The organism is Thermococcus alcaliphilus, assembly GCF_024054535.1.
Taxonomy (GTDB): domain Archaea; phylum Methanobacteriota_B; class Thermococci; order Thermococcales; family Thermococcaceae; genus Thermococcus_A; species Thermococcus_A alcaliphilus.
Window position 1 is genome coordinate 211,068 of the sequence record NZ_JAMXLV010000021.1, and the last position, 21,790, is coordinate 232,857.

The 21,790-nt window shown below is 43.6% G+C and carries 24 protein-coding genes and 1 tRNA gene; 13 read left to right on the forward strand and 12 right to left on the reverse strand.

Translation table 11 applies throughout. The annotated features are described in order from the left end of the window. Positions 1-552: an NTP transferase domain-containing protein gene (locus NF859_RS07720; protein WP_252743769.1), complete on the forward strand. Its 552-nt coding sequence runs from the start codon at positions 1-3 to the stop codon at positions 550-552. Here NF859_RS07720 and NF859_RS07725 read toward each other — a convergent pair. Both NF859_RS07725 and NF859_RS07730 read right to left on the reverse strand, forming a co-directional pair. Further along, a complete protein-coding gene (locus NF859_RS07725) occupies positions 532-1,983 on the reverse strand; it encodes a cobyric acid synthase (protein WP_252743714.1) in 1,452 nt (483 codons plus the stop codon). The two genes, NF859_RS07720 and NF859_RS07725, sit on opposite strands and share 21 nt — an antisense overlap. A gap of 28 nt (positions 1,984-2,011) precedes the next feature. After that, positions 2,012-3,031, reverse strand: coding sequence for an ABC transporter substrate-binding protein (locus NF859_RS07730; protein ID WP_252743715.1), 1,020 nt, complete (start codon positions 3,029-3,031; stop codon positions 2,012-2,014). Between the two features lie 84 nt (positions 3,032-3,115). Between NF859_RS07730 and cobT the strand changes: the two genes are divergently transcribed. Then, the gene (gene cobT / locus NF859_RS07735) at positions 3,116-4,108 is read left to right on the forward strand and encodes a nicotinate mononucleotide-dependent phosphoribosyltransferase CobT (protein ID WP_289846451.1); all 993 of its coding nucleotides are present in this window, start codon (positions 3,116-3,118) and stop codon (positions 4,106-4,108) included. Here cobT and NF859_RS07740 read toward each other — a convergent pair. After that, on the reverse strand, positions 4,092-4,679 hold the full coding sequence (locus NF859_RS07740) for an adenosylcobinamide amidohydrolase (RefSeq protein WP_252743717.1): 588 nt from the start codon (positions 4,677-4,679) through the stop codon (positions 4,092-4,094). The two genes, cobT and NF859_RS07740, sit on opposite strands and share 17 nt — an antisense overlap. 38 nt (positions 4,680-4,717) lie before the next feature. After that, positions 4,718-5,260: a 50S ribosomal protein L16 gene (locus NF859_RS07745; protein ID WP_004067179.1), complete on the reverse strand. Its 543-nt coding sequence runs from the start codon at positions 5,258-5,260 to the stop codon at positions 4,718-4,720. 147 nt (positions 5,261-5,407) lie between these two features. Between NF859_RS07745 and NF859_RS07750 the strand changes: the two genes are divergently transcribed. After that, positions 5,408-6,553 carry an alanine--glyoxylate aminotransferase family protein gene (locus NF859_RS07750; protein WP_252743718.1) on the forward strand — a complete coding sequence of 382 codons (1,146 nt, stop codon included), beginning with the start codon at positions 5,408-5,410 and terminating at the stop codon, positions 6,551-6,553. On the opposite strand, the gene NF859_RS07755 is transcribed toward NF859_RS07750, so the two are convergent. Further along, positions 6,550-7,143 (reverse strand): ATP-binding protein, encoded by a 594-nt coding sequence (locus NF859_RS07755; protein WP_252743719.1) that lies wholly within the window; start codon positions 7,141-7,143, stop codon positions 6,550-6,552. The two genes, NF859_RS07750 and NF859_RS07755, sit on opposite strands and share 4 nt — an antisense overlap. Positions 7,144-7,503: 360 nt before the next feature. Here NF859_RS07755 and tuf point away from each other — a divergent pair, with 360 nt between their 5' ends. The 5 genes from tuf to NF859_RS07780 all read left to right on the forward strand — a co-directional run bounded on the left by tuf (position 7,504) and on the right by NF859_RS07780 (position 10,486). Then, complete coding sequence (gene tuf / locus NF859_RS07760) at positions 7,504-8,790, forward strand: translation elongation factor EF-1 subunit alpha (RefSeq protein WP_252743720.1); 1,287 nt, start codon at positions 7,504-7,506, stop codon at positions 8,788-8,790. Between the two features lie 67 nt (positions 8,791-8,857). Beyond that, positions 8,858-9,166, forward strand: coding sequence for a 30S ribosomal protein S10 (rpsJ, locus tag NF859_RS07765; protein ID WP_004068568.1), 309 nt, complete (start codon positions 8,858-8,860; stop codon positions 9,164-9,166). 17 nt (positions 9,167-9,183) lie between these two features. Beyond that, positions 9,184-9,271 (forward strand) — tRNA-Ser (locus tag NF859_RS07770). Between the two features lie 47 nt (positions 9,272-9,318). Continuing rightward, complete coding sequence (locus tag NF859_RS07775) at positions 9,319-9,657, forward strand: PqqD family protein (RefSeq protein WP_252743770.1); 339 nt, start codon at positions 9,319-9,321, stop codon at positions 9,655-9,657. Next, positions 9,641-10,486: a DMT family transporter gene (locus NF859_RS07780; protein WP_252743721.1), complete on the forward strand. Its 846-nt coding sequence runs from the start codon at positions 9,641-9,643 to the stop codon at positions 10,484-10,486. The genes NF859_RS07775 and NF859_RS07780 overlap by 17 nt, the downstream gene beginning before the upstream one ends. Here NF859_RS07780 and NF859_RS07785 read toward each other — a convergent pair. Together NF859_RS07785 and panB are read right to left on the reverse strand one after the other, a co-directional pair. Further along, positions 10,472-11,530, reverse strand: a complete 1,059-nt coding sequence (locus tag NF859_RS07785) for a pyridoxal phosphate-dependent aminotransferase (protein WP_252743722.1) — start codon at positions 11,528-11,530, stop codon at positions 10,472-10,474. The two genes, NF859_RS07780 and NF859_RS07785, sit on opposite strands and share 15 nt — an antisense overlap. Continuing rightward, positions 11,517-12,389 (reverse strand): 3-methyl-2-oxobutanoate hydroxymethyltransferase, encoded by an 873-nt coding sequence (panB, locus tag NF859_RS07790; protein ID WP_087037327.1) that lies wholly within the window; start codon positions 12,387-12,389, stop codon positions 11,517-11,519. The genes NF859_RS07785 and panB overlap by 14 nt, the downstream gene beginning before the upstream one ends. Before the next feature lie 57 nt (positions 12,390-12,446). On the opposite strand from panB, the gene NF859_RS07795 reads away from it, so the two are divergent. Genes NF859_RS07795 through NF859_RS07810 form a run of 4 tightly spaced genes read left to right on the forward strand, consistent with a single transcriptional unit; the run spans position 12,447 to position 15,688 of the window. Continuing rightward, a complete protein-coding gene (locus tag NF859_RS07795; protein ID WP_252743723.1) occupies positions 12,447-12,872 on the forward strand; it encodes an archease in 426 nt (141 codons plus the stop codon). Positions 12,873-12,881: 9 nt separating this feature from the next. Continuing rightward, positions 12,882-13,796: a tRNA (cytosine(49)-C(5))-methyltransferase gene (locus NF859_RS07800; RefSeq protein WP_252743724.1), complete on the forward strand. Its 915-nt coding sequence runs from the start codon at positions 12,882-12,884 to the stop codon at positions 13,794-13,796. After that, a complete protein-coding gene (locus NF859_RS07805; protein WP_252743725.1) occupies positions 13,793-14,197 on the forward strand; it encodes a methyltransferase RsmF C-terminal domain-like protein in 405 nt (134 codons plus the stop codon). Before NF859_RS07800 ends, NF859_RS07805 begins: the two co-directional genes overlap by 4 nt. A 48-nt stretch (positions 14,198-14,245) precedes the next feature. Next, entirely contained in the window at positions 14,246-15,688 is a 1,443-nt protein-coding gene (locus NF859_RS07810) for an RtcB family protein (RefSeq protein WP_353936094.1), read from the forward strand. Between the two features lie 24 nt (positions 15,689-15,712). On the opposite strand, the gene NF859_RS07815 is transcribed toward NF859_RS07810, so the two are convergent. From NF859_RS07815 to NF859_RS07835, 5 genes are all read right to left on the reverse strand, one after another. After that, complete coding sequence (locus NF859_RS07815; protein ID WP_252743726.1) at positions 15,713-16,663, reverse strand: ABC transporter permease; 951 nt, start codon at positions 16,661-16,663, stop codon at positions 15,713-15,715. Continuing rightward, positions 16,633-18,822, reverse strand: coding sequence for an NEW3 domain-containing protein (locus tag NF859_RS07820; RefSeq protein ID WP_252743727.1), 2,190 nt, complete (start codon positions 18,820-18,822; stop codon positions 16,633-16,635). Before NF859_RS07820 ends, NF859_RS07815 begins: the two co-directional genes overlap by 31 nt. Positions 18,823-18,827: 5 nt before the next feature. Further along, positions 18,828-19,742: an ABC transporter ATP-binding protein gene (locus tag NF859_RS07825; RefSeq protein ID WP_252743728.1), complete on the reverse strand. Its 915-nt coding sequence runs from the start codon at positions 19,740-19,742 to the stop codon at positions 18,828-18,830. A gap of 17 nt (positions 19,743-19,759) precedes the next feature. Next, positions 19,760-20,731, reverse strand: coding sequence for an ABC transporter permease (locus NF859_RS07830; protein WP_252743729.1), 972 nt, complete (start codon positions 20,729-20,731; stop codon positions 19,760-19,762). Positions 20,732-20,878: 147 nt separating this feature from the next. Continuing rightward, positions 20,879-21,208 (reverse strand): YbjQ family protein, encoded by a 330-nt coding sequence (locus NF859_RS07835; protein WP_004068542.1) that lies wholly within the window; start codon positions 21,206-21,208, stop codon positions 20,879-20,881. Between the two features lie 87 nt (positions 21,209-21,295). On the opposite strand from NF859_RS07835, the gene moaC reads away from it, so the two are divergent. Next, positions 21,296-21,757 (forward strand): cyclic pyranopterin monophosphate synthase MoaC, encoded by a 462-nt coding sequence (gene moaC / locus NF859_RS07840; protein WP_252743730.1) that lies wholly within the window; start codon positions 21,296-21,298, stop codon positions 21,755-21,757. Positions 21,758-21,790: the final 33 nt, after the last annotated feature.

A 21,790-nucleotide genomic window follows, 5' to 3' on the forward strand; every position in this document is an offset into this window, starting at 1 on the left:
ATGATAATCATCTTAGCAGGTGGGAAATCTACCAGAATGGGAAAAGAAAAACCAGTATTGAAAATAGCAGATAAAGAAATGCTCCTCTGGGTTTACAATGAGAGCTCAAAGATAGATGAAACCCTTGTTGCTCTCTCGAAGAACACGCCAAAAACCAAGGAACTATGCCTCCGGGAGAGGATTCCCTTCGTCAACACGCCAGGAAGAGGATATGTTGAAGACGTTCAGTGGCTCTTGAAGGAGTTTGGACCATTTGTAAGTGTCTCAGCCGATCTGCCTTTCGTAAAGGCGTGTGATATTGCCCTCATAAGAAGCGAGCTTGAAAAGAAAAAAACCAGCATCACTGGAGTTTTACCTTTAAACATAGTCCCAAAAGACCTTAGAGTTGCAACTTACAGAGGATACGCGATTGTAGGGATTAATGGAGTTTCCTATGAGGGAGAAGAATTCGTTGAGCTAAGGAACCCTCTTTTGGCCTTAAACGTGAACACACCAAGAGAACTTGAACTTGCAAACAGAGTTGCCAAGCTCCTACACCCCAAGTTCACTTAGGATGTAATTGAGGTCTAAGTTTTCTTCCACAACTCTGGAAAATCTTTCAATTTCCTCCTCCAGGCTCCACTCCTCGAGGCTTAAGGGCTCAAGACCCTTCTCCAAGCGAAGCATGTTTAAAAGCCGCTCTGTGAATGCGAAGTTGTGAAAGATTCCATGGAGATACGTTCCAAAGCTTCTCTCACCTATAGCCCCCTCGGGCTCGAAGGCTTTGGTACCGTTTATCTCCTTTATTATTGAGAACGGCCTCTCACTTGTGGATCGCCCCATCCTTATTTCGTAGCCCTCAACTTCCATTTTCTTGGCTTGCTCCCACAGTATTTTCGATTTCAGGTGGTTGGTTCTCTTTTCCATCGTGAAGATCGTTTTAGCTGGCAGAAGACCGATGCCCCTAACCTTGCCTCTCTTTGACTCGACATTGTCTATTATCTCCTTCCCAAGCATCTGAAAGCCGCCGCAGATTCCCACAACGAATGAACCCTCGCGGTGAGCCTGAATTATGGCATCTTCAATCCCATTCTCCCTCATCCAGAGGAAATCTTCCACCGTGTTTTTGCTCCCTGGAATAATTATTAAATCTCCTTCAATCTCGTCGGCTTTTGTCACATAATCAACACCGTTGGCCCAATGAAGGGGCTCGAAATCGGTGAAGTTGCTTATATGTGGAAGCTTGATGATCTGTATGCGCAAGTCACCTTTAACTTTAGGAAACTCTGCTAAGGAATCTTCTTCTGGCAGTTTGTGATCCACATAGGGGATAACTCCCATGACCCTTTTCCCATATCTCTGCTCCAAATATCCAAAGCCGGGTTCAAGGAGAGATTTATCACCCCTAAACTTGTTGAAAACAAACCCCATAACTAGCTCCCTTTCCTCCTCGCTTAAAAGCTCCATTGTGCCTACTATTGAGGCAAAACTACCCCCTCTATCTATGTCAGCCACGAGAATAACTTTGGCATTTGCATGCCTTGCAACCCGCATGTTTGCAATATCATAATCCTTCAAGTTTATCTCCACAGGGGAACCCGCTCCCTCAATTACTACAACATCATGACTATGCATAAGCTCATCTAGAATCCTCATGACCCTTTTAAAGAGCTCCTCCTTGGTGGAAAGCATGTATTCTCTGGCTGAGACACTCCCAATGGGCTTTCCCATAAAAACTACTTGACTTCTCATGTTCCCCTCAGGTTTTAGAAGAATAGGGTTGAACCTCACAGAAGGTTTCTTCTTACACGCCAAAGCTTGCAAATATTGAGCCCTGCTTATTTCTCCCCCTTCAATGCTTGGAGCAGAATTTAAACTCATGTTCTGGCTTTTGAAGGGAACCACATCGTAACCGAGATTTGTAAGAATCCTGCACAGTGCAAGGGCCAATAAAGATTTTCCAGCTCCTGAGGAAGTGCCTTGGATCATCAAAGCTCTACCCATAACCATCACCAAAAAGAGAAAAAAAGAATCAGCCTGCCGTAGCTTCACATACGAGAGGCTGATATGTGAAGTTAAACACATCTGGATGTAAGAACTTTGCGATTTCCTCCAATCCCTCGACTATCCTTGGAGTTGGCCTTGAGACAATGTCATCACTGCTTAGAGTGTAAACCCTCCCATTTTTTACGGCATCAGTGTTCACAAGCTGAGTATTGCAAAGATCCTCCGCATTCATTCCCGCATGTGGAGGAAGGATTATCACTTCCGGATTCCTTGCCAAGACTTCTTCAATGCTTACTTGCGGCCATCCTTGAGTATCTCCAAAGATGTTTTCTCCCCCTGCCAATGTTATGAGATCGTTAATGAAAGTACCGTTACCAGCGGTCATCAGAGGATCGCTCCAGACTATGTAGAACACCTTTACCCTCTGTACGTCTTGAACCTTGCTCTCTATCTCCTCAATTTTGTCCTTCATTTCAGCTACAACTTCTTTGGCTTTTTCCTCTTTATTCGTAACTTTTCCTAAAAGTTCAACTGCTTTGTAAATTTCATCTATACTCTTTGGGTCAATGATTATAACTGGGGCTATCTTTTCAAGTTGTTCTAAGTATTTGAGATGCATTGAGGTGCCAATTATAAGGTCTGGATTCAAAGATGCTATCACCTCTATATTGGGATCAGAAAATCCCCCGACAACAGTTCTTCCTTCCTGAACATTCTCCGGATAGTTGTCGAATTTTGTGACTCCAACAACTTTGTCGAGAGCACCTATGAAGTAAAGGGTTTCCGTGATACTAGGAGCTAAAGATACTATTTTTTGAGGCTCTTTCTCTATGGTGACTTCCCTTCCGGCAAAATCAACTATAGTTAATGGATATTTAGGAGCAGGAGTTTGGGTTTCGCTTCCTGTATTTGTTGTGGTTGTCGTGGATGTCACTTTTTCTTCAGTGGTTTCTGTTGTGGTAGGGGTGGTTTGAGTTTGCCCGATGCAACCTGCTATAACAACTCCAAACATAAGCAGTACCAGCACAATGGCTACCTTTCTCATGTACCTCACCTGGATAATTTGTCCAGCAATAATAAAAGGGAAGGGTATATAAACCTATTGGATAATTTGTCCAAGGTGATATCTATGATGCTTGTTGTATTGGGAAACACCGAGGTGTCTCTAATACCAGGAATAAGCATGGCAGGAGCAACACCGGAGCTAACAAAACTAACTCCACCGGCAGATGCGGAATACCTTTTTTACGAAAGGCCGAAAATAATAGATGCAATACCCGTAACTCCTGAGGGACATCCAACCCCTGCTATAATCACGAAAGCCGCAAAAGAGCTTGCAAACTTTCCGATTATTGTTGTAAGGGGAGGTACTTATTTAGCCCCTCTCGTCCCCCATGTGCACATAAGCAGCTATGTGGGAAGAGATTTTAGAAAAGAGAAAGCTTTGCCAGAAACTAGGGAAATAATAGACAGAGCATCCCTTTTTGGGGAAGAACTAAACAAGCTAAATCTGGAAGAAGTAGTTATTGGAGAATCAACACCGGGAGGAACAACAACAGCTCAAGCGGTTTTGTGGGCTCTTGAATACGATGCAAAGACTTCCTCGGCTTCTCCCGACAATCCCCAACCCTTAAAGGAAAAAGTAATAGCAGAGGGGTTCAAAAGGGCGGGTATAAAAGAAGGAGAGCTTAAGGACAAACCATTAACAGCCTTGGAAGAGTTTGGCGACCCGATGATGGCCACGGTTGTAGGAATCGCTCGGGGATTCAAAGGAAAAGTAATACTTGCTGGTGGAACACAAATGCTGGCTGTTGCAGCATTGTTAAGAGCTATGGGGGAAGAACTCGAAAGGTTCACTATCGTCACCACGAAGTGGGTAATAAAAGACAAAAGTTCAACTTTCAAAGAAACAGCCGAGGAACTGGGGGTAGAGTACCAATATGCGAACTTGGACTTTTCAAAGAGCAGATTTAAGGGTCTTAGAGACTATGAAAGGGGCTACGTGAAAGAAGGGGTTGGAGCCGGGGGAGCCGCATGGCTAGCACTAAAGAGGGGATTTACTGAGAGAGATATCGAGAGGAAAGTAGAAGAGCTCTACGAAAAACTCACAAAGAACCTTTAGTTTTTTCCCACTTCTTCAAACTTTCTTTTAGAGCTTTCCTAACTGCCCTGCCTATGTCTATTCCAAGCCTTGTGGCGGTTCCTGCCCACTCCTGTTCTCCCTCGAAGGCAAACACCCCTATTCCATCGCTTGTTGTTCCAGTGGCATTATAACCGAGATCCAATAGCGTGTATGTTTTTGCTTCTGTGGCCGTCATTATTGCATTTGCCATAGCTCCTAGAGTGAGCCCTTCTTCAATAACCAAAGCTATGTTGATTGTTTTGCTTAAAAATCGGGGAGGCTCATCTCCAGCTATTGCAGGATTAGTTATTCCAGCTGTGATGTATGCCCTAACGTTTCCAGACTCTACAATAGAGAGAACCTTTTCTATATCCGCAGCAGTCATGAAACCTACAAAATTCTTCAGCCCATTTGCCCTCTCAAATTCAAGACAGTCCTTCTTGTAATCACCATCATAATTTTTGTGAACCTGCATGAAAAAGAACCCGTTAGCTCTGAAAACTCCACCATTATGGGGCGCATTACTGAGAGAAATCATTTGAGACTTAAAAGGGTGTACAAATGCCCTCATGAAAGAAAAGGGAAAACTAAGGTTAATAAGCTTTTACCTCAAAGTGTTGACAGTACTTTGGTTGTTACGTCGTTTCCTTCCTTGTCGTAGATTCTGTAGTAGCACTTGCATGGGAACTTCATGCTTGCTCTCTTCATTGCGGCGATTGCAAACTTTAGGTGCTGCCTGTTAACTCTAACGGTGAGGATCTTTTGATCTTTCTTAAGTCTTGCTGCCAATCCTATTGGCTTTCCAAAGGGCCTTCTCATACCGTTTCCGTAACGGTCAGCCTTTCTTCCAGTAGCCATTGGGTTTTCTCTAAGCACTTGGAACGGGTAAACTCTAATCTTGTAGTGGAAGTTGCTCCTACCGACGTTCTTCGTGAGGAATCTGTTAAGCTGGGTTCTTGCAGCTTCGAGTGCGTTTTGCCTAATCTGGACAGGTTCGGCTGTGTGAAGGCTAACCTCAAACTCAAAGTCTCCAGCAGGGTTTCCCATGTCGAAGATAGTAATTCTCGGACCGGGGGCACCTCTAATGTATTCCCTTCTCGTGTAAGCGGGCTTATCAACGTATCTGTCAATCTTGGCTGGTCTCAAAGCCATGCTTCTCACCTCCCAAATGAGCGTAATCTAAAGGTAAGCACTTTGCTTAGCTTATAAAAGTTTTGGATTCTTGACTTGAAAGCTTTTTGGTGGTGGATATATAAAGGTTTTTATAATCAATGAGGTATCTTTCAACTGGGTGATACTATGCAGTTTGAGGATGCTTATAGGGAAGTCTACGAAATAGTAAAGCCAAAATACAAACTTTTCACCGCCGGCCCAGTTGCCTGTTTTCCAGAAGTTCTTGAGATAATGAAAGTCCAGATGTTTAGTCACAGAGCAAAAGAGTATAAGCAGATGCACGTCGATACCGTTGAGAGACTCAAGAAGTTCCTTGAAGTTGAGAAAGGAGAAGTACTCTTGTTCCCAAGCTCCGGTACTGGAGTGATGGAAGCAAGCATAAGAAACGGTGTTTCCAAGGGCGGAAAAGTTCTTGTGACAATAATCGGGGCTTTTGGAAAAAGGTACAAGCAAGTTGTTGAGAGCAACGGGAGAAAAGCTGTAACTTTGGAATATGAACCTGGAAAGGCTGTCAAACCAGAGGATCTTGACGATGCATTAAAGAAAAACCCAGATGTTGAAGCTGTGACAATAACCTATAACGAAACTTCTACAGGTGTCCTTAATCCACTGCCGGAGTTAGCTAAGGTGGCAAAGGAGCACGATAAGCTTGTGTTCGTGGATGCTGTGAGTGCAATGGGTGGGGCTGACATAAAGTTCACCAAATGGGGAATCGATGTTGTCTTTGGAAGTTCCCAAAAGGCCTTTGGAGTTCCTCCTGGATTAGCTATTGGAGCTTTCAGTGAAGAATTCATTGAAATAGCTCACAAAATGGAAGAGAGAGGCTGGTATTTTGACATTCCAAGGTACATTAAGGTCCAAAACGAGAAGCAGGGGCCCCCTTCAACCCCAGCAATGCCCCAAGAGTTTGGCCTAAACGTTGTGCTTAGAATAATTAAAAAGATGGGCGGGAAAGAGAAGTGGCTCGACATGTACAGAAAGAGAAGCGAAATGATAAGAAACGGAGTAAGAGAGATTGGCTTAGAAATTCTCGCAGAGCCAGGTTACGAGAGCCCCACAATAACGGCAGTACTTACACCGGAGGGCATCAAGGGAGATCAAGTTTACAACGCAATGCGTGAGAGAGGATTCGAGCTTGCCAAGGGCTATGGTGAAGGCATAAAGGAGAAAACCTTCAGAATTGGAAACATGGGATACATGACATTTGAAGACATTGAAGAGATGCTCCAAAACCTGAAAGAAGTGATAGAAGAATTAAAAGCAAAGGTTTAAGCAACTTTCTCCAGCTTTATTTTTCCTTCTTTTTGAACAACCCGATAGATTGCGTTCACCCTTCTAAGGCCGCTCTTTATGTCCCTATATAACTCGATAACCAGCTCAAACCTTGCAAGGGTTTTGTCGTCTATTCTAAGCCAGTGTTTTATTTCCTCTACTAAGTCCCTCGAGAGGACAAGCGAGGAAATTATAAACGGATAATCATCGATTATTTTGTCCAGCAGGTATGGAATGTCAATTGTATGGAGGGTGTCTATAACAACGTAATCGGGATTGAGTTTCTTAATCTCCTCTATAACCTCTTTAGTCCTCTGCTTGGTGCTCTTTTCATTGAACTCGGTGTCTATCACGTGGATGTTCTTCTTGAAAGGCTTAAACTCCCCATAGGCAGTGACAACGGCTATTTTCCATTCTTCTGGAATGAGATGAATTATCGCCTCGATAAGCTTTGTTTTACCTGCCCTGCTTGTCCCAACTACGAGAATGTCTTCTTTCTTTAATATGGACTCTTTAATCACTTCCAGCTGGTGTTTGGTTATGGTTTCGTATCTCAAAAGATCCTCCGGTGTAAAGATATAGACGCCCATTTCTTTGTCACCAAAAGATATTTGGGTTTTGATGTTATTAACTATATGGTTGCAGTGCTGTAGGAACTTGGATATGATCTAAATCTCTGAGATGAGATACACTGTCTTTTGGGTTTTGTGAATTTTATGCAGGTATGGCCTCAATAGACGTTGCTCTTTCGGAAATTTACCTTTGATGCCTAAGAACTCACTGTCTAATTTTAGTTAATTTTTTAAACCCTAATTTTTATCCCACCATGAACTCATGAGGCTCTCTCAAAAGAATGCGGGTTTCCCGCGTGAGAGAGCTGAGGTTTAGAGAAAGCTTTAAAAACCCACTTTGATGAATAGACTTAGGCATAACTTTGGAGGTGTGTTAAGATGGCAAAGGAGAAGCCACACGTTAATATAGTGTTTATCGGACACGTAGACCACGGAAAGAGTACAACAATCGGTAGATTGCTCTTCGACACAGCCAACATTCCAGAGCAGATCATCAAGAAGTTCGAGGAAATGGGTGAAAAGGGTAAGTCATTCAAGTTCGCTTGGGTCATGGACAGACTCAAGGAAGAGAGAGAAAGAGGTATTACAATCGACGTTGCCCACACCAAGTTCGAGACCCCACATAGGTACATCACTATTATCGACGCTCCAGGTCACAGAGACTTCGTTAAGAACATGATTACCGGTGCTTCACAGGCTGACGCTGCAGTTCTCGTCGTTGCAGCCACAGATGGTGTCATGCCACAGACAAAGGAGCACGCATTCCTTGCAAGAACACTCGGTATCAACCACATAATCGTTGCGATTAACAAGATGGATATGGTCAACTACGACGAGAAGAGGTTCAAAGAGGTTGCAGCCCAGGTTACAAAGCTCTTGCAAATGCTCGGTTACAAGAACTTCCCAGTCATCCCAATCAGCGCTTGGGAAGGCGACAACGTAGTTAAGAAGAGCGACAAGATGCCCTGGTACAACGGCCCAACACTCATCGAGGCCCTTGACCAGATCCCAGAGCCAGAGAAGCCAGTTGACAAGCCACTTAGAATCCCAATCCAAGACGTCTACTCAATTAAGGGTGTCGGTACAGTCCCAGTCGGTAGAGTTGAAACCGGAAGACTTAGGGTTGGAGATGTAGTCATCTTCGAGCCAGCATCAACAATCTTCCACAAGCCAATACAAGGTGAAGTCAAGAGCATTGAAATGCACCACGAGCCACTTGAAGAGGCTCTTCCAGGTGACAACATTGGTTTCAACGTCAGAGGTGTCGGTAAGAACGACATAAAGAGAGGTGACGTCGCTGGACACACAACCAACCCACCAACAGTTGTCAGACCAAAGGACACATTCAAGGCCCAAATTATCGTCCTCAACCACCCAACAGCCATTACAATCGGCTACACACCAGTTCTCCACGCTCACACAACCCAGGTCGCAGTTAGATTCGAGCAGCTCTTAGCTAAGCTCGACCCAAGAACCGGTAACATCGTTGAGGAGAACCCACAATTCATCAAGACCGGTGACTCAGCTATCGTAATACTCAGACCAACCAAGCCAATGGTCATCGAGCCAGTTAAGGAGATACCACAGCTCGGTAGATTCGCTATCAGAGACATGGGTCAAACAGTCGCTGCCGGTATGGTTATATCCATCCAGAAGGGCGAGTGAAGCCCTTCTCTAGCTTTTTCCTTTAAAATTATTACTTTTTCCATTAGAACTTAGAGAGGTGGCAAAAATGCAAAAAGCAAGAATTAAGCTTGCGAGCACAAACATAAGTGCTCTTAATGAGGTTACAGATCAAATCAAGCAGATTGCAGAGAGGACAGGAGTTAGAATGAGCGGGCCTATCCCACTCCCAACCAAAAGGATAAGGATAACCACAAGAAAGAGCCCTGATGGGGAAGGAAGCGCAACTTTTGATAGATTTGAACTTAGAGTTCACAAGAGACTCATAGACATTGAAGCTGATGAGAGAGCTATGAGGCAAATCATGAGGATTCGTGTTCCTGAAGACGTGACAATAGAGATTGAGCTTATCTCATGATTCTCATTATTTTTAGCGCCGGGGTAGCCTAGCCTGGGAAGGCGCGGGCCTGGAGAGTCCGTGGGCGTTAAGCCCGCCAGGGTTCAAATCCCTGCCCCGGCGCCAACACCCTTATAAACCTCCTCTTCTCATCTCCGTTGGTGAATAAAGCTATGGAGAACTATCTCAAGCTTATCCCCAAGAGAAATGAAGAAATTGAATTAAGAAAGATCGATGGAAAGTATTATCTTCTAATTCCCATGACATCCAAACTGGATTTTCTCGCAAGAAAGCTTCATGGTAACTATAGACGAATAGAACTCGATGAAATAGGGGTTTTTGTATGGGAACTTTGCGATGGCACAAGGACAATAGAACAAATAGGAAAAAAAGTGAGAGAAAAATTTGGAGAAAATGCCGAACCGCTATATGAAAGACTTGTGACCTTTATCCTTGAGCTATACAAGAGAAATCTCGTTCTCTTGGGTGGGTGGGATGAACAAAGAGACTGAAGGGACTCTCTTGGCCCTTCTTGGCATGTTTCTCTATGGAATAGAACCCGTGGTAATCAAGGCAAACCCCACAAATCCGCTAAGCTTTGCAGCATTTTCTGCCCTCATAGCTTCTTTAATCCTTTGGCCAATCGTTTTACTTACATCTAGCTGGAAAGAAGTAAAAGAAAATCCACAGTATATTCCAAGAGCATTTTTGGTAGGGATGTTTGGAACTGCCTTAGCCTATATCGCTTATTCTTATGGGGCTCGATTAAGCACAGCGATAAATGCTTCTCTTATAACCAGGGCAGAAGTTCTTTTCTCGTTTGTTCTTGCTTATATCTTCCTAAGGGAAAAAATAACCAAACACCAGGTCTTCTGGTCATTTTCAATCATTATTGGCTTGTTTTTGGTAATAACACAGGGAAAGGCATTAATACCAAGAAGGGGAGATTTGCTCCTCCTGTTAGTCCCCCTTTTCTGGCAGAGCGGGCATGTGATAGCAAAGAAACTCCCTTACAATCCATTCCTTATAGCGGCATTTAGAAACACCTTTGGAGGAATCTTGCTCTTTTTGCTTGCTCTCTCTTCTGGACTTGAGTTTTCAAAGCTTGCTGTAGCAGAGGGCATAATACTCTCATTTGGACAAGTGATATGGTACCTCGCAATAAAGCGGATAAACCTCTCAAAGGCGACGGCAATAATAACACCTGCTCCCGCAGTAGCAATAGGGGTTGCAATCCTCCTTGGGGAAGAATTCACAGTATATCACCTAGTAGGGTTTGTGCTCATAACCATTGGAACCTTTATGGTCAGCAGAATCAAAAGTGAACTAAAGGCGGCTTAATAATTCATCGGCATTTTTTGGAACCCTAAGCCGGACATAGGAATCGTCCAACGACCTAAAAGCTGAGCCCCTAACAGTTAATATCTTCCTTTCAAGAAAATAGTGGTAAGTGTCCCCTTCTCCCCATAAAAGCATTATTGGAGTCTGCATGTGGGTTTCAGCTATTTGGAATTTTTTCTTGAGGGTATTGATGATTTCTCTTTTTACAGCGGCTATCTTTTTCTTGCTTTCCTCGAGGAATTTTTGATCCTTAAGTGCTTCAACTGCCAAAATCTCTCCAATTGTACTTATGGGAAACGGCAAATCTACCTTCTTATAAAGCTCTCCAAGCTTTCGGTTTTTTATAACAGCATAGCCTACCCTCATAGATGCCAGCCCAAAGCCTTTTGAGAAAGAGCGGAGGACGATAAGATTATCATACTCAAGGTTTATTGCCGATTCTTCTTTTTCAACAAAATCCCCATAAGCTTCATCTACAAGAACCAAAACACCCTTCCTCTCGGCATCTTGAACGATTTCCTCAACTTCCTTGAGCCTTAACACCTGTCCAGTGGGGTTGTGAGGGTTGTCTAGGTAGAGAAGAGAATAATCTGAAGTGAGAGCATTTATAACTTCTCCAACATCGATTTTAAACCTGTTTTCCTTTTTTAGGGAAACCGATTCATAGGAACCTCCCATGGCAAGTACGTCGCTTATGTACCTCGTATACTGCGGGGAAATACCAAACACCTTGGAGCCCGGGCTTATTACAAATTTGTTCACCTTTTCAAAACATCCGATGGTTCCATAACCAAAGAAAATGCTTTCTTCATCTACATCCCAGTATTCCGCAAGGGCGTTTCTAAGATAAGTATACCTCACATCCGGATACGCAGAAAGGTCTACCTCTAAGTTTTTCAACTTCTCTTTTACCCTTTCGGAAGTTCCAAACGGATTTGTGCCAAGGGAACAGTCGAGGAATCCTGCCCCATGGCCAATCTTATCCGCATACCCTCCGGGCACCTCAAGGGTGAAGAGCTCTTCGCGGACTTTAAACCTCCTCATCAAATGTCTCACCTAATAGGCGCTCTATGACTTTCCTCCTTTTTTTCTCAAAGTCGTCCTTGTCAAGGAACTCCCAGTAGTATTCACCGCTTGGGAACTTGCCCTCTTTTACTTCCTCCCTATAATTCTCAAGCGCCAGCTGAATTATACCCCTCAAATCTGCGTATTTCTTTACAAATGGGGGCACATGCTCATAGACACCAAGGAGATCGTGCCATACCAGAACTTGCCCGTCCACATAAGGACCAGACCCGATCCCTATCGTTGGTATTTTGACTTCTTCAGTTACTAACTTAGCTACATCCGCCAGAACGAACTCTAAAACAACTGCAAAAGCTCCAGCCTTTTCTAGTGCCTTTGCATCCCTAAGTATTTCTTCGATTTCTTCTTCGGTCTCTCCCGTTATATGGTAGCCTCCCAAACGAAGGTACCTTTGGGGAGTCAAGCCAGTATGCCCCATAACAGGTATGCCCGCCCTAACGAGCTTCTTTACAAGTTTTCTGTGATCGTAACCACCTTCAATCTTTACCGCATCCGCTCCTGCCTGGATTAACCGGGCGGCATTTCTCATCCCTTCCTCTACGCTAACTTCATAACTCATAAATGGCATATCAGCGAGAACCAATCCTCTTTTAACGGCTTTTGCAACTGCCCTCGTGTGATAAACCATCTGCTCCATGGTCACATTTAGGGTGTTCTGCTCTCCATAGACCACCATTCCCAGCGAATCCCCAACAAAAATAATGTCAATCTTGGCTTTATCCGCTAGAAGAGCTGATGGATAATCGTATGCAGTCACCATCGTAATTTTCTCCTTCCCCTTCATTTCCATAATCTTCTTCGGTGTTATCTCCCTCATGGCAATCTCCCTAAAGCCTAATAAACTTGGGGAAATATTAACCTATCGGGTGAGAGAATGAAAAGGTGGGAGCACTATGAGCACACTGCCGATATTGGAATAAGGGGATATGGAGAAACCCTTGAAGAGGCTTTTGAAGCCGTTGCAATTGCTCTTTTTGACGTAATGGTTAACGTTGAGAAAGTTGAGAAGAGAGAAGTAAGAGAAATCGAAGTTGAGGGAGAGGATTTATATTCCTTGCTTTACAACTTCCTTGAAGAGCTCCTTATCCTCCATGACACGGAAGGACTGGTTTTTAGGGACTTTGAAGTTAAAATAGAAAAAACTGAAGAGGGGTACAAGCTCAAGGCAAAAGCCTATGGAGAAAAGCTGAGCGAAAAGCACGAGCCAAAAGAAGAAGTCAAAGCCATAACCTACCACGACATGGAGATAAAACAGCTCCCCAATGGAGAATGGATGGCACAGCTTGTCCCAGATATCTGAGGTGATCGGATGGAAGAAGTTGCCAAAATGAACAGAGCATTCTACGAGAGGTATCAAAAGCTCGATGATGGGGAAGAATTCTGGAGGCTCATGATGGCGCCCTTGAGGCAGAGCATAAGAATCAACACCCTCAAAGCTCCCCTAGAGTACGTAAAGGCAAGGCTGGAAGAAAGGTACGAGCTTGAACCAATCCCCTGGGTAAAAGAAGGGTTCTTTATCAACACCAGAGAGTTCGGGGATATGATAGAGTACACCCTTGGGCTTGTCTTTCCTCAAGAGGCGTCCTCAATGATACCACCCGTTGTCCTAGATCCCAAGCCCGGAGAACTTGTCCTTGACATGGCGGCTGCCCCGGGAGCTAAAACGACACAAATAGCACAATACATGAAAAACGAAGGGTGCATAATAGCCAATGACTTAAAAAAATGGCGTGCTAATGTTTTGATAGCAAACCTAAACCGGTTTGGAGTGCTTAACGCAAGGGTTACCGTCAAAGACGGCACGTACTTTTCACGATTTGAAAATACCTTCGATAGAATACTCCTTGATGCGCCCTGCTCGAGTGTGGGGATGATAAGAAAAAGCTTCAAATTCTTGACAGATTGGAGCATGAAGAAGGTTATAAGATACTCCAACATTCAAAAAAAGCTAATAGTAGCAGCTTACAAAGCTCTAAAGCCCGGAGGAGTTTTAGTGTACTCAACATGTACCATAGATCCCCTTGAAAACGAAGAAGTTGTTGACTACCTCCTCTCCAAAACTGACGCCAAGCTTGAGAAAATCAACCTACCTCTAAAATCAACACCTCCCGTTTTGGAGTTTGAGGGGAAGAAGTATTCCGAGGAGGTGAAAAAATGTCTTCGCATTCATCCACAGGACAACAACACAGAAGCGTTCTTTATAGCGAAAATAAGGAAACCATGAGCAAAAAAGTTAAGGAAATGCTAATAGAGCAGTATGGGTATGCTCCAGATTTGATTTTTGAAGTAAAAAGGAGTAAAAAGGTTTATGCTTATAAGCCCTGTGAGTTCGATCCAAAGACACGCACAGATAGGGGAATTTATTTTGGAAAAATCGAAAGTGATGGGATAAGGCTTACTATAGAGGGAAGCTTTTTAGTCGGTTCAAAAGCTACAAAAAACGTCGTTGAAGTTGATGAGGGAGAGGCGAAGCTCTGGCTAAGTGGAGAAGACTTGAAAACCTCAACCGAAACGAGAGGATGGGTAATACTAAAATGGGGCTTGTACTATCTCGGCTGCGGAAAAGCAAAAGACGGTATAATTAAAAACTACGTGCCGAAAGAAAGAAGAATAAACCCCAAATAACGCAATCTTTTAAAATTTTGAGAGCTATTTAATTTGGAGGTGAGAAGGGTGGAGATCCCATTAAAGAGAATAGATAAGATTAGGTGGGAGATACCGAAGTTCGATAAAAGAATGAGAGTGCCGGGAAGAGTTTATGCAGATGATACACTAATCCAAAAAATGAGACAAGATAGAACCCTCGAACAGGCCGCAAATGTGGCCATGCTTCCGGGGATTTATAAGTATTCTATAGTAATGCCCGATGGCCATCAGGGTTATGGTTTCCCAATCGGTGGTGTGGCCGCTTTTGATGTGAAAGAAGGTGTCATAAGCCCCGGAGGCGTAGGTTATGACATTAACTGCGGCGTCAGGCTTATTAGGACGAACTTAACGGAGAAAGAAGTTAGACCAAAGATCAAACAGCTCGTCGATACTCTATTCAAAAACGTGCCAAGCGGACTTGGAAGCAAAGGAAGGATTAGGCTTCACTGGACGCAATTAGATGATGTTCTTGCAGATGGTGCAAAGTGGGCTGTGGATAACGGCTATGGCTGGAAGGAAGATTTAGAACATCTAGAAGAGAACGGGAGAATGGAAGGAGCGGATCCAAATGCAGTAAGCCAAAAAGCAAAGCAAAGAGGAGCCCCACAATTAGGCTCTCTAGGAAGTGGAAACCACTTCTTGGAAGTGCAGGTAGTTGACAAGATCTTCAATGAGGAAATCGCTAAGGTATACGGCTTGTTTGAAGGACAAGTTGTTGTTATGGTGCACACTGGGTCAAGAGGGCTTGGTCATCAGGTAGCAAGCGATTACCTAAGGATCATGGAGAAGGCAAATAGGAAGTACAATGTGCCATGGCCAGACAGAGAGCTTGTGAGCGTCCCATTCCAGACAGAGGAAGGACAAAGATATTTCAGTGCAATGAAAGCTGCGGCAAACTTTGCATGGGCTAACAGGCAGATGATTACCCACTGGGTAAGGGAGAGCTTTGAGGAAGTGTTCAAGCAAAAGGCTGAGGACTTAGGAATGAGCATAGTTTACGATGTTGCCCACAACATAGCAAAAGTTGAAGAGCACGAGGTTGATGGAAGGAAAGTCAAAGTTGTAGTTCACAGAAAAGGTGCCACAAGAGCATTCCCCGCTGGGCATGAGGCTGTGCCAAGAGCTTACCGCAATGTGGGACAGCCTGTCTTAATTCCCGGCTCAATGGGTACTGCAAGCTATGTGCTTGCTGGAGCCGAGGGATCAATGAAAGAAACCTTTGGTAGCACATGCCACGGTGCAGGAAGGGTTTTGAGCAGACATGCTGCTACAAGACAATTTAGAGGGGATAAGCTTAGAAATGAGCTCATGCAGAGAGGAATATACATTAGGGCGGCGAGCATGAGGGTTGTTGCGGAGGAAGCCCCCGGAGCCTACAAGAACGTCGATAACGTTGTTAACGTTGTTCATGAGGCGGGAATAGCAAATCTGGTGGCAAGGATGAGACCAATTGGAGTTGCAAAGGGCTAGGGCTAGCTTAATCCTTCCCATTTTTCATCTGAGGTCTCTGGTCATAAATCTAGCGTAAGCAAAGGCAAACGGGAGGAGTAGGAAGGTTAAAAGCATCGAGAGATTGTCGAGCATCAAAATTAGGGAATCTCCAAGGGGAGCATAATAGTTAGCTATTCTATCCCCGGCAAAAACTGCAATAACTAGGGCAGCATAGTGGTGAGCCGGGTTTATGAAGTGCAGTCTCTGCTCCCAGAGCTTGAGGTTTTCTTCCCACATCTCAAAAGCAGGTGTTTCATACGGGGGCATTTCTCCTGCTAGATGTTGGGCTATTAAGGAAACCACAGCTCCATATATCATCGTTAGAAAAACTGCCAGACCGATTGATATAAGCATAGATGTTTCGGGCTTTTTTAAGAGCGTCGAAAAGAGCATAGAGATGCTTAAGAAAACCATCGAATAGAGGAGTGTCAAGATAAATGCAACAAATCCTCTCAAGATCGAGTCTCCGTCGAGAGGAGTCCCATTGATAAGGAGAAAGGCAATCGTAACCACATATCCCACGGTGATTGTAATAGCCAAAACAAACGCATTGCCGAGGAATTTTCCATTTATAACCTCGTCTCTGTAAACGGGATGTGCAAGGAGCGTTTTTATAGTTCCGCTCTCAATTTCCTTGTTTATCGCATCTGCCCCAAGAGAAGCACCCAGGATAGCGCCGATTACCGTGAAGAACGTAAAGTTGAGAGTAAGCATAGTAGAGAGCGGTGTAGCAAAGATTTCTCCACTCACTCCAAACAAATCCATTGATAAATTTTCAACAGCGGGAGAAGTTAGCTCACTTAGGTTGTCCCTCAGGGAGTAAGAGAGCAGAAGAAGGAGAAGAACATAAATGCTAAGGAGTATTGCAAACCTTTTGCTTTTTATTGAGACATAGAGCTCCTTCATCGCAATGTTCAATGCCTTCATCTCCTGCCCACCTTCCTCATCATCCATATTACACCCCCAAAAGTTAGCACGAGTATTAGTATCCCAATGTATGCGGTATTAGAGCTCTGGGTCACTCTGACCGTAATCTGGGTGCTGGCTTGAGCTTGATCCCCCTTTCCGGTGATCGTTATTTGGTATGTTCCAGCTGGAGTTGTCTCGGGGACTTTTATCGTAACAGTTAAACGGTTCTCCGATCCACTTATTCTTCTGACGCCTCCCTCAAAATACAGCGATCCAAGCTCGGGAATTACTTGGGGAGTAACCTTAACGTCCCATCCTTGAGGAGCACTAACCTCAAATTTTATGTTTGTTATTGGAGCAGTTCCGGTGTTTTCGAGGGAAAGATAAGCGATTCCATCCTTACCGGCTTTAATGTTCACCATTGGTGTCTCCGGATACATCTCAAATTTGTATTCCCCGATAAGCTTCACTACTAGGTTTATCCTTTTCTCCAATCCAGAGGAGCTTTTAACGACAATAGTTAGATTATATTCTCCAGGCTGGGCATTGAAAGGTGGAACTATTCTTAAAGCAACTTCCTTGGATTCTCCTGGGCTGATTTTTATCTTTCTGATAGGACTTTCCGCATAGTAAAATTCAGCTGACCATCCTTCCGGAATCTCAAAAGCCGAAAGCGAATACCAATCTTCTTCCTTTCCTAAGTTCTTTATGGTTACTGCATACCTACCTATTGATCCTGCTACAATTGCAACTGTGTCTCCGCTTCCCTCAAGCTCGAAGTAGTAGGGAAGCTTTGTTAGAGTTATCTCCAAAGTTTTTTCCTCCCCATCTTCAACTGAAACTTCTTTTTCAACCAATTCATATCCCTCTTTTTCCACAAAAATTTTGTATTCTCCGGGTTTAAGCTCTATCTTAGCTCTTCCATAGCCGTCTGTGAAGGCAGTTTTGTTTCCAGTGCTAATTTTTGCTCCCTGTACAAAGTTGCCTTCCTCATCTTTAGCTGTCACGACTATTTTTGCGGGCTCTCCTTTGTACGTCTTGTAGATAAAAACACTCACGTTCTTTTCTATTCCGTTTATCGAGAACCCTAGTTTATGCTCACCAAGCTCAGCATTTCTTGGAGCCTCTACAAAAAGAGTTATCCCCTGCTCTCCTTCCAAAAGAAAAGACTTGACTCTCTGGTTACCCATGAGGAAATATGCATTCCATCCGGCAGGTTTCTCTGTTACTTCAAGCTTTACAGCTTTCTCCTCTCCCCTATTTTTTAGGATTATTGGGAATGTAACACTCTGACCGGCCTCAGTTTCAACACCGAGCATAGGAATTATAACATCAATGCCCTCATTTTCAATAACATCGAGGGTGATCTCGCCAATCTCTTCCCCAACTGCAAAGCGAATTCTCTTTGTTCCGCTCGCATCTTCGGGAATCTTTATAAAAAGGGTTAGGACAGCAGAAGCCTTGAGATTTAAAGCGATTTCATTGACCTCATATTTCCCACTCTCATCGAGAACTCTTACATCCCATCCCAAAGGCTTTGAGAGGATTTTTAGCTGTAAAGTTAATTCCTTGTTGCCGTTGTTGTAGACCGTTATTGGAATTTGAACTTCATCACCAGCTTTCACCTTAAGCCCCTTGAAAGGATAGTAAACCTCATAATCCTTTCTTCTCTCTCTGTCAATCTCAACATTAGCGTAGTAAACCCCCAAAACATCTCCCGTGTATTCGAGGGCGAGTTTGTCGTGAACTCTGACAGAGTTTGCCTTTACCTCTATCTCATCCCCGTTTATGCTCAGCAACACGCTTTCATTGCCTGATTCTGTCACCTTTATGGAATAATCCCCTACTTCAAACGAAGCTCCGTTTTTAGGGGCTATCTCTTTGGTTAGAGGAGGCTTATATTGCAATGCAACAAAGACATCCTCGTTTTCAGCATTGTAGCTTCCAAGGACAACCCTCATGCTGCCAACTTCGGTAAGATTCCCCTGCCCAACAATTTTCTTTATTTCCTCATCCTCGTAGATTATAGCATACGGCTTCATTTCGTTCTTTTCCAAGGTGAGGTATATTTTGTATTCCCCTAGAATCAGACTCTCTCCTATCTTTACCCTACCTTCAAACACCGTCACCCAGGGTTGAGCGCTCATGAAGGGAAAACTCGAAAGCAAGAGAACAAAAATAATCAAGGAGGCCCATTTTTTCATTTGACTCACCTCTTGTAAATAGTCCTCAAGAAAACGTCCTCCAAGCTTGGTTCTTCAACTTCAAGGCTCACAATTGTTATTCCCTTCCTTGCAAGAAGCTCTGAAAGCTGCTCCCTAATGTCCTCCTTTGCGAATATAATTGCCTTATTTTCGTTTACTTTTTGCACCCTTATAACTCCAGAAAGATCGATTTCTGGAAGCGCTTGCTTTGTCTCAACCTTTATCTCGTAGCCTTCAAGTTCCATGAATTCTTTCTTTATCTCTTCAAGCGTCCCCAGTGCCCTAAGTTTCCCCTTGACTATTATACCAACTCTATCACTTAACTCCTCTACTTCGCTGAGTATATGAGATGAGAAAAACACCGTCTTCCCTTTTTTCCGTTCTTCTCTAACGATGCTTTTTACTAGGTAAGCCCCTTCCGGATCGAGGCCGCTTGTGGGCTCGTCCAGTATCAGCACTTCGGGATCGTTTATAAGTGCCTGAGCCAGCAAAAGCCTCTGCTTCATACCCTTTGAAAAGGCCTTGACTTTTCTATACCTTGCTTCCCACAGTCCTACAAGCTTTAAAAGTTCTTTAATGCGCTTTTCCTTCTCTTGTTTTGAAAAGCTGTAAAAGCTTGCAAAGAACTCCAAGTTCCTCCATGCTGTCAATTCTTCATAAAGCGTCGCATTTTCTGGGAGAAAGCCTATCCGCTCTTTGACTTTTATGGACTCTCTGAAAACATCATTTCCGAGTATTCTCACAGTGCCTTTGTCAGGGATTATAAGTCCGAGCATGCTCAAAATAGTTGTCGTTTTGCCCGCTCCGTTTGGACCCAAAAATCCGAAAATTTCTCCTTTGTAAACTTCGAAGCTCAGTTCATCAACGGCTTTGAAATTCCCATAACTTTTGGTGAGGTTTTCAACTTCTATGGCTTTCATACTACCACCTCTGGCATTTACTTAATCTCCATTTTGAGGAATTTTACATACGAAACAGGGGCAAGAAGCAAAGAAATTAGAGCCAATACCAGAACATTTTGCCAAATTAAGTTCAAACTCTCCAATATGGATCTCTCCTCGACTACAGCCTCTTCGTAAGCTAAGGCAGAGACTATTTCACTTATTTGGGTTTTCCCGCCGAACAATATTCTAGCTATCTCCTGGTAGTGATAGTTTGGCGAAACGTAGAGAATTTTCTCTGTAGTTGTTGTTATTTCACTCAGCCACTGCTGGTAAGCAGGATCTTTGAGAATTAGCTCTTCAAGCTGTTCTTCGGTAAGATTCGATGTATCTTCGGGAAGACTAGGAAGGGGTGGGAGTCCAACAAGAGCAAATGCAACTACACCAGCAATTGCTGAAAGAAGAAAGCTGAAGAATACAAAAACAAATATCCCCATTACAATAGCGTTTTTGGGCTTTTCTATAAAGGTTGAGATCAACACTCCCAAACTTAGAAAACTTATTCCATAGAGTAAGCTGAAGGGAAAGGTTACCAGAAACATTATTAAATCCGTTTTGGTAAGCGGAACGCCTAAAACAAGCGCAAATGCCACTGTTAGAACATAAAACAGCACCAAAGAAGCCCCAAGGTTGAGTATTCCCCCTAAAAATTTCCCAACAAGTATTTGGTCTTTGTACACGGGCTTTGAAGCCATTACCTTTAAGGTTCCGCTCTCTTTTTCTCCATTTATTGCGATTGCTCCCAAAAGAACGCTCATAAGGGCTATTGAATAGTTAAAGGCGTTGGAGAAGCTTGAGAGAAACAACATTTGAAAAGGCGTTTTGTACATCCCTGTGCTCACTCCAAGTTTTCTTGAGCTGTATATCATCCCCAAGGAGAGTATTACAAAAAGCGCTGTCATTATTTGGAATTTCCTCGTTTTGATGCCGACTTCAAAATCCTTCACTGCGATGTTCATTACTTTCATAGTGATCACCAAGTCTGATAGCAACTCATATACTTAAAACTATTACTATTTTTAGTTTTATTAATCATTCAAAAAACAGAGTAAAAAGCAAAATAAGACAAAATCAACAATCGAGGGATTATCAAATGAAAAAAGAAAAAACAGGTTTCACTCCTTTTCCAATACAACAGCGGTACCGTAGGCAAAAATCTCCGCTGCCCCTGAGGCAACTGCTGAAGTCATAAATCTAACCCCAATAACCCCGTTTGCTCCCATTTCCTTTGCATGCTGAATCATCCTCTGAAGGGCTATCTCCCTCGCCTCTGCAAGCATTTCAGTGTACTCCTTAACTTCTCCACCAGCAATATTCCTTAAACCGGCAAGTATGTCTTTTCCAAGGTGCTTTGCCCTAACGGTTGCCCCTCTTGCAATTCCAAGAACCTTGACTACCTTATACCCCGGAACATTCTCCGTTGTAGAAAGAATAAATTCCTCCATGTTCATCACCCAAATACTTCGAACTTCGAGGTAATTTTATATTCTAAAGCTTAAATACTTTTCTGGAGTAATAGGAGAGGTGAGAAAATGGAGCTCACACATGTCGATGAAAAGGGCGTAAAAATGGTTGAAGTTGGGCATAAGGATGTGGTCTTCAGGAAAGCCGTTGCAAAGGGAAGAATAAGACTAAAACCTGAGACCATCAAGCTCATCCAAGAGGGAAAAACAAAAAAGGGAAACGTGATAGCAGCTGCGCAACTTGCAGGAATTTTGGCCGTAAAGAAAACTCCAGAGCTAATTCCCCTCTGCCACCCAATTCCACTAACCGGAGTGGATATATCCTTTGAGTTCGGAGAAGATTACATCGAGGCAACTTGTGAGGTGAGAGCTTACTACAAAACGGGCGTTGAAATGGAAGCGCTAACTGGTGTCAGCGTTGCCCTTCTCACGATATGGGACATGGTAAAGGCCGTAGAAAAAGATGCCAGCGGCCAGTATCCCTTTACAAAGATTGAAGAGATTAGAGTAGTGGAGAAGGTGAAGGAGTAGGGTTTATAAAATCCACCAGAGGTTTAGTGAGAG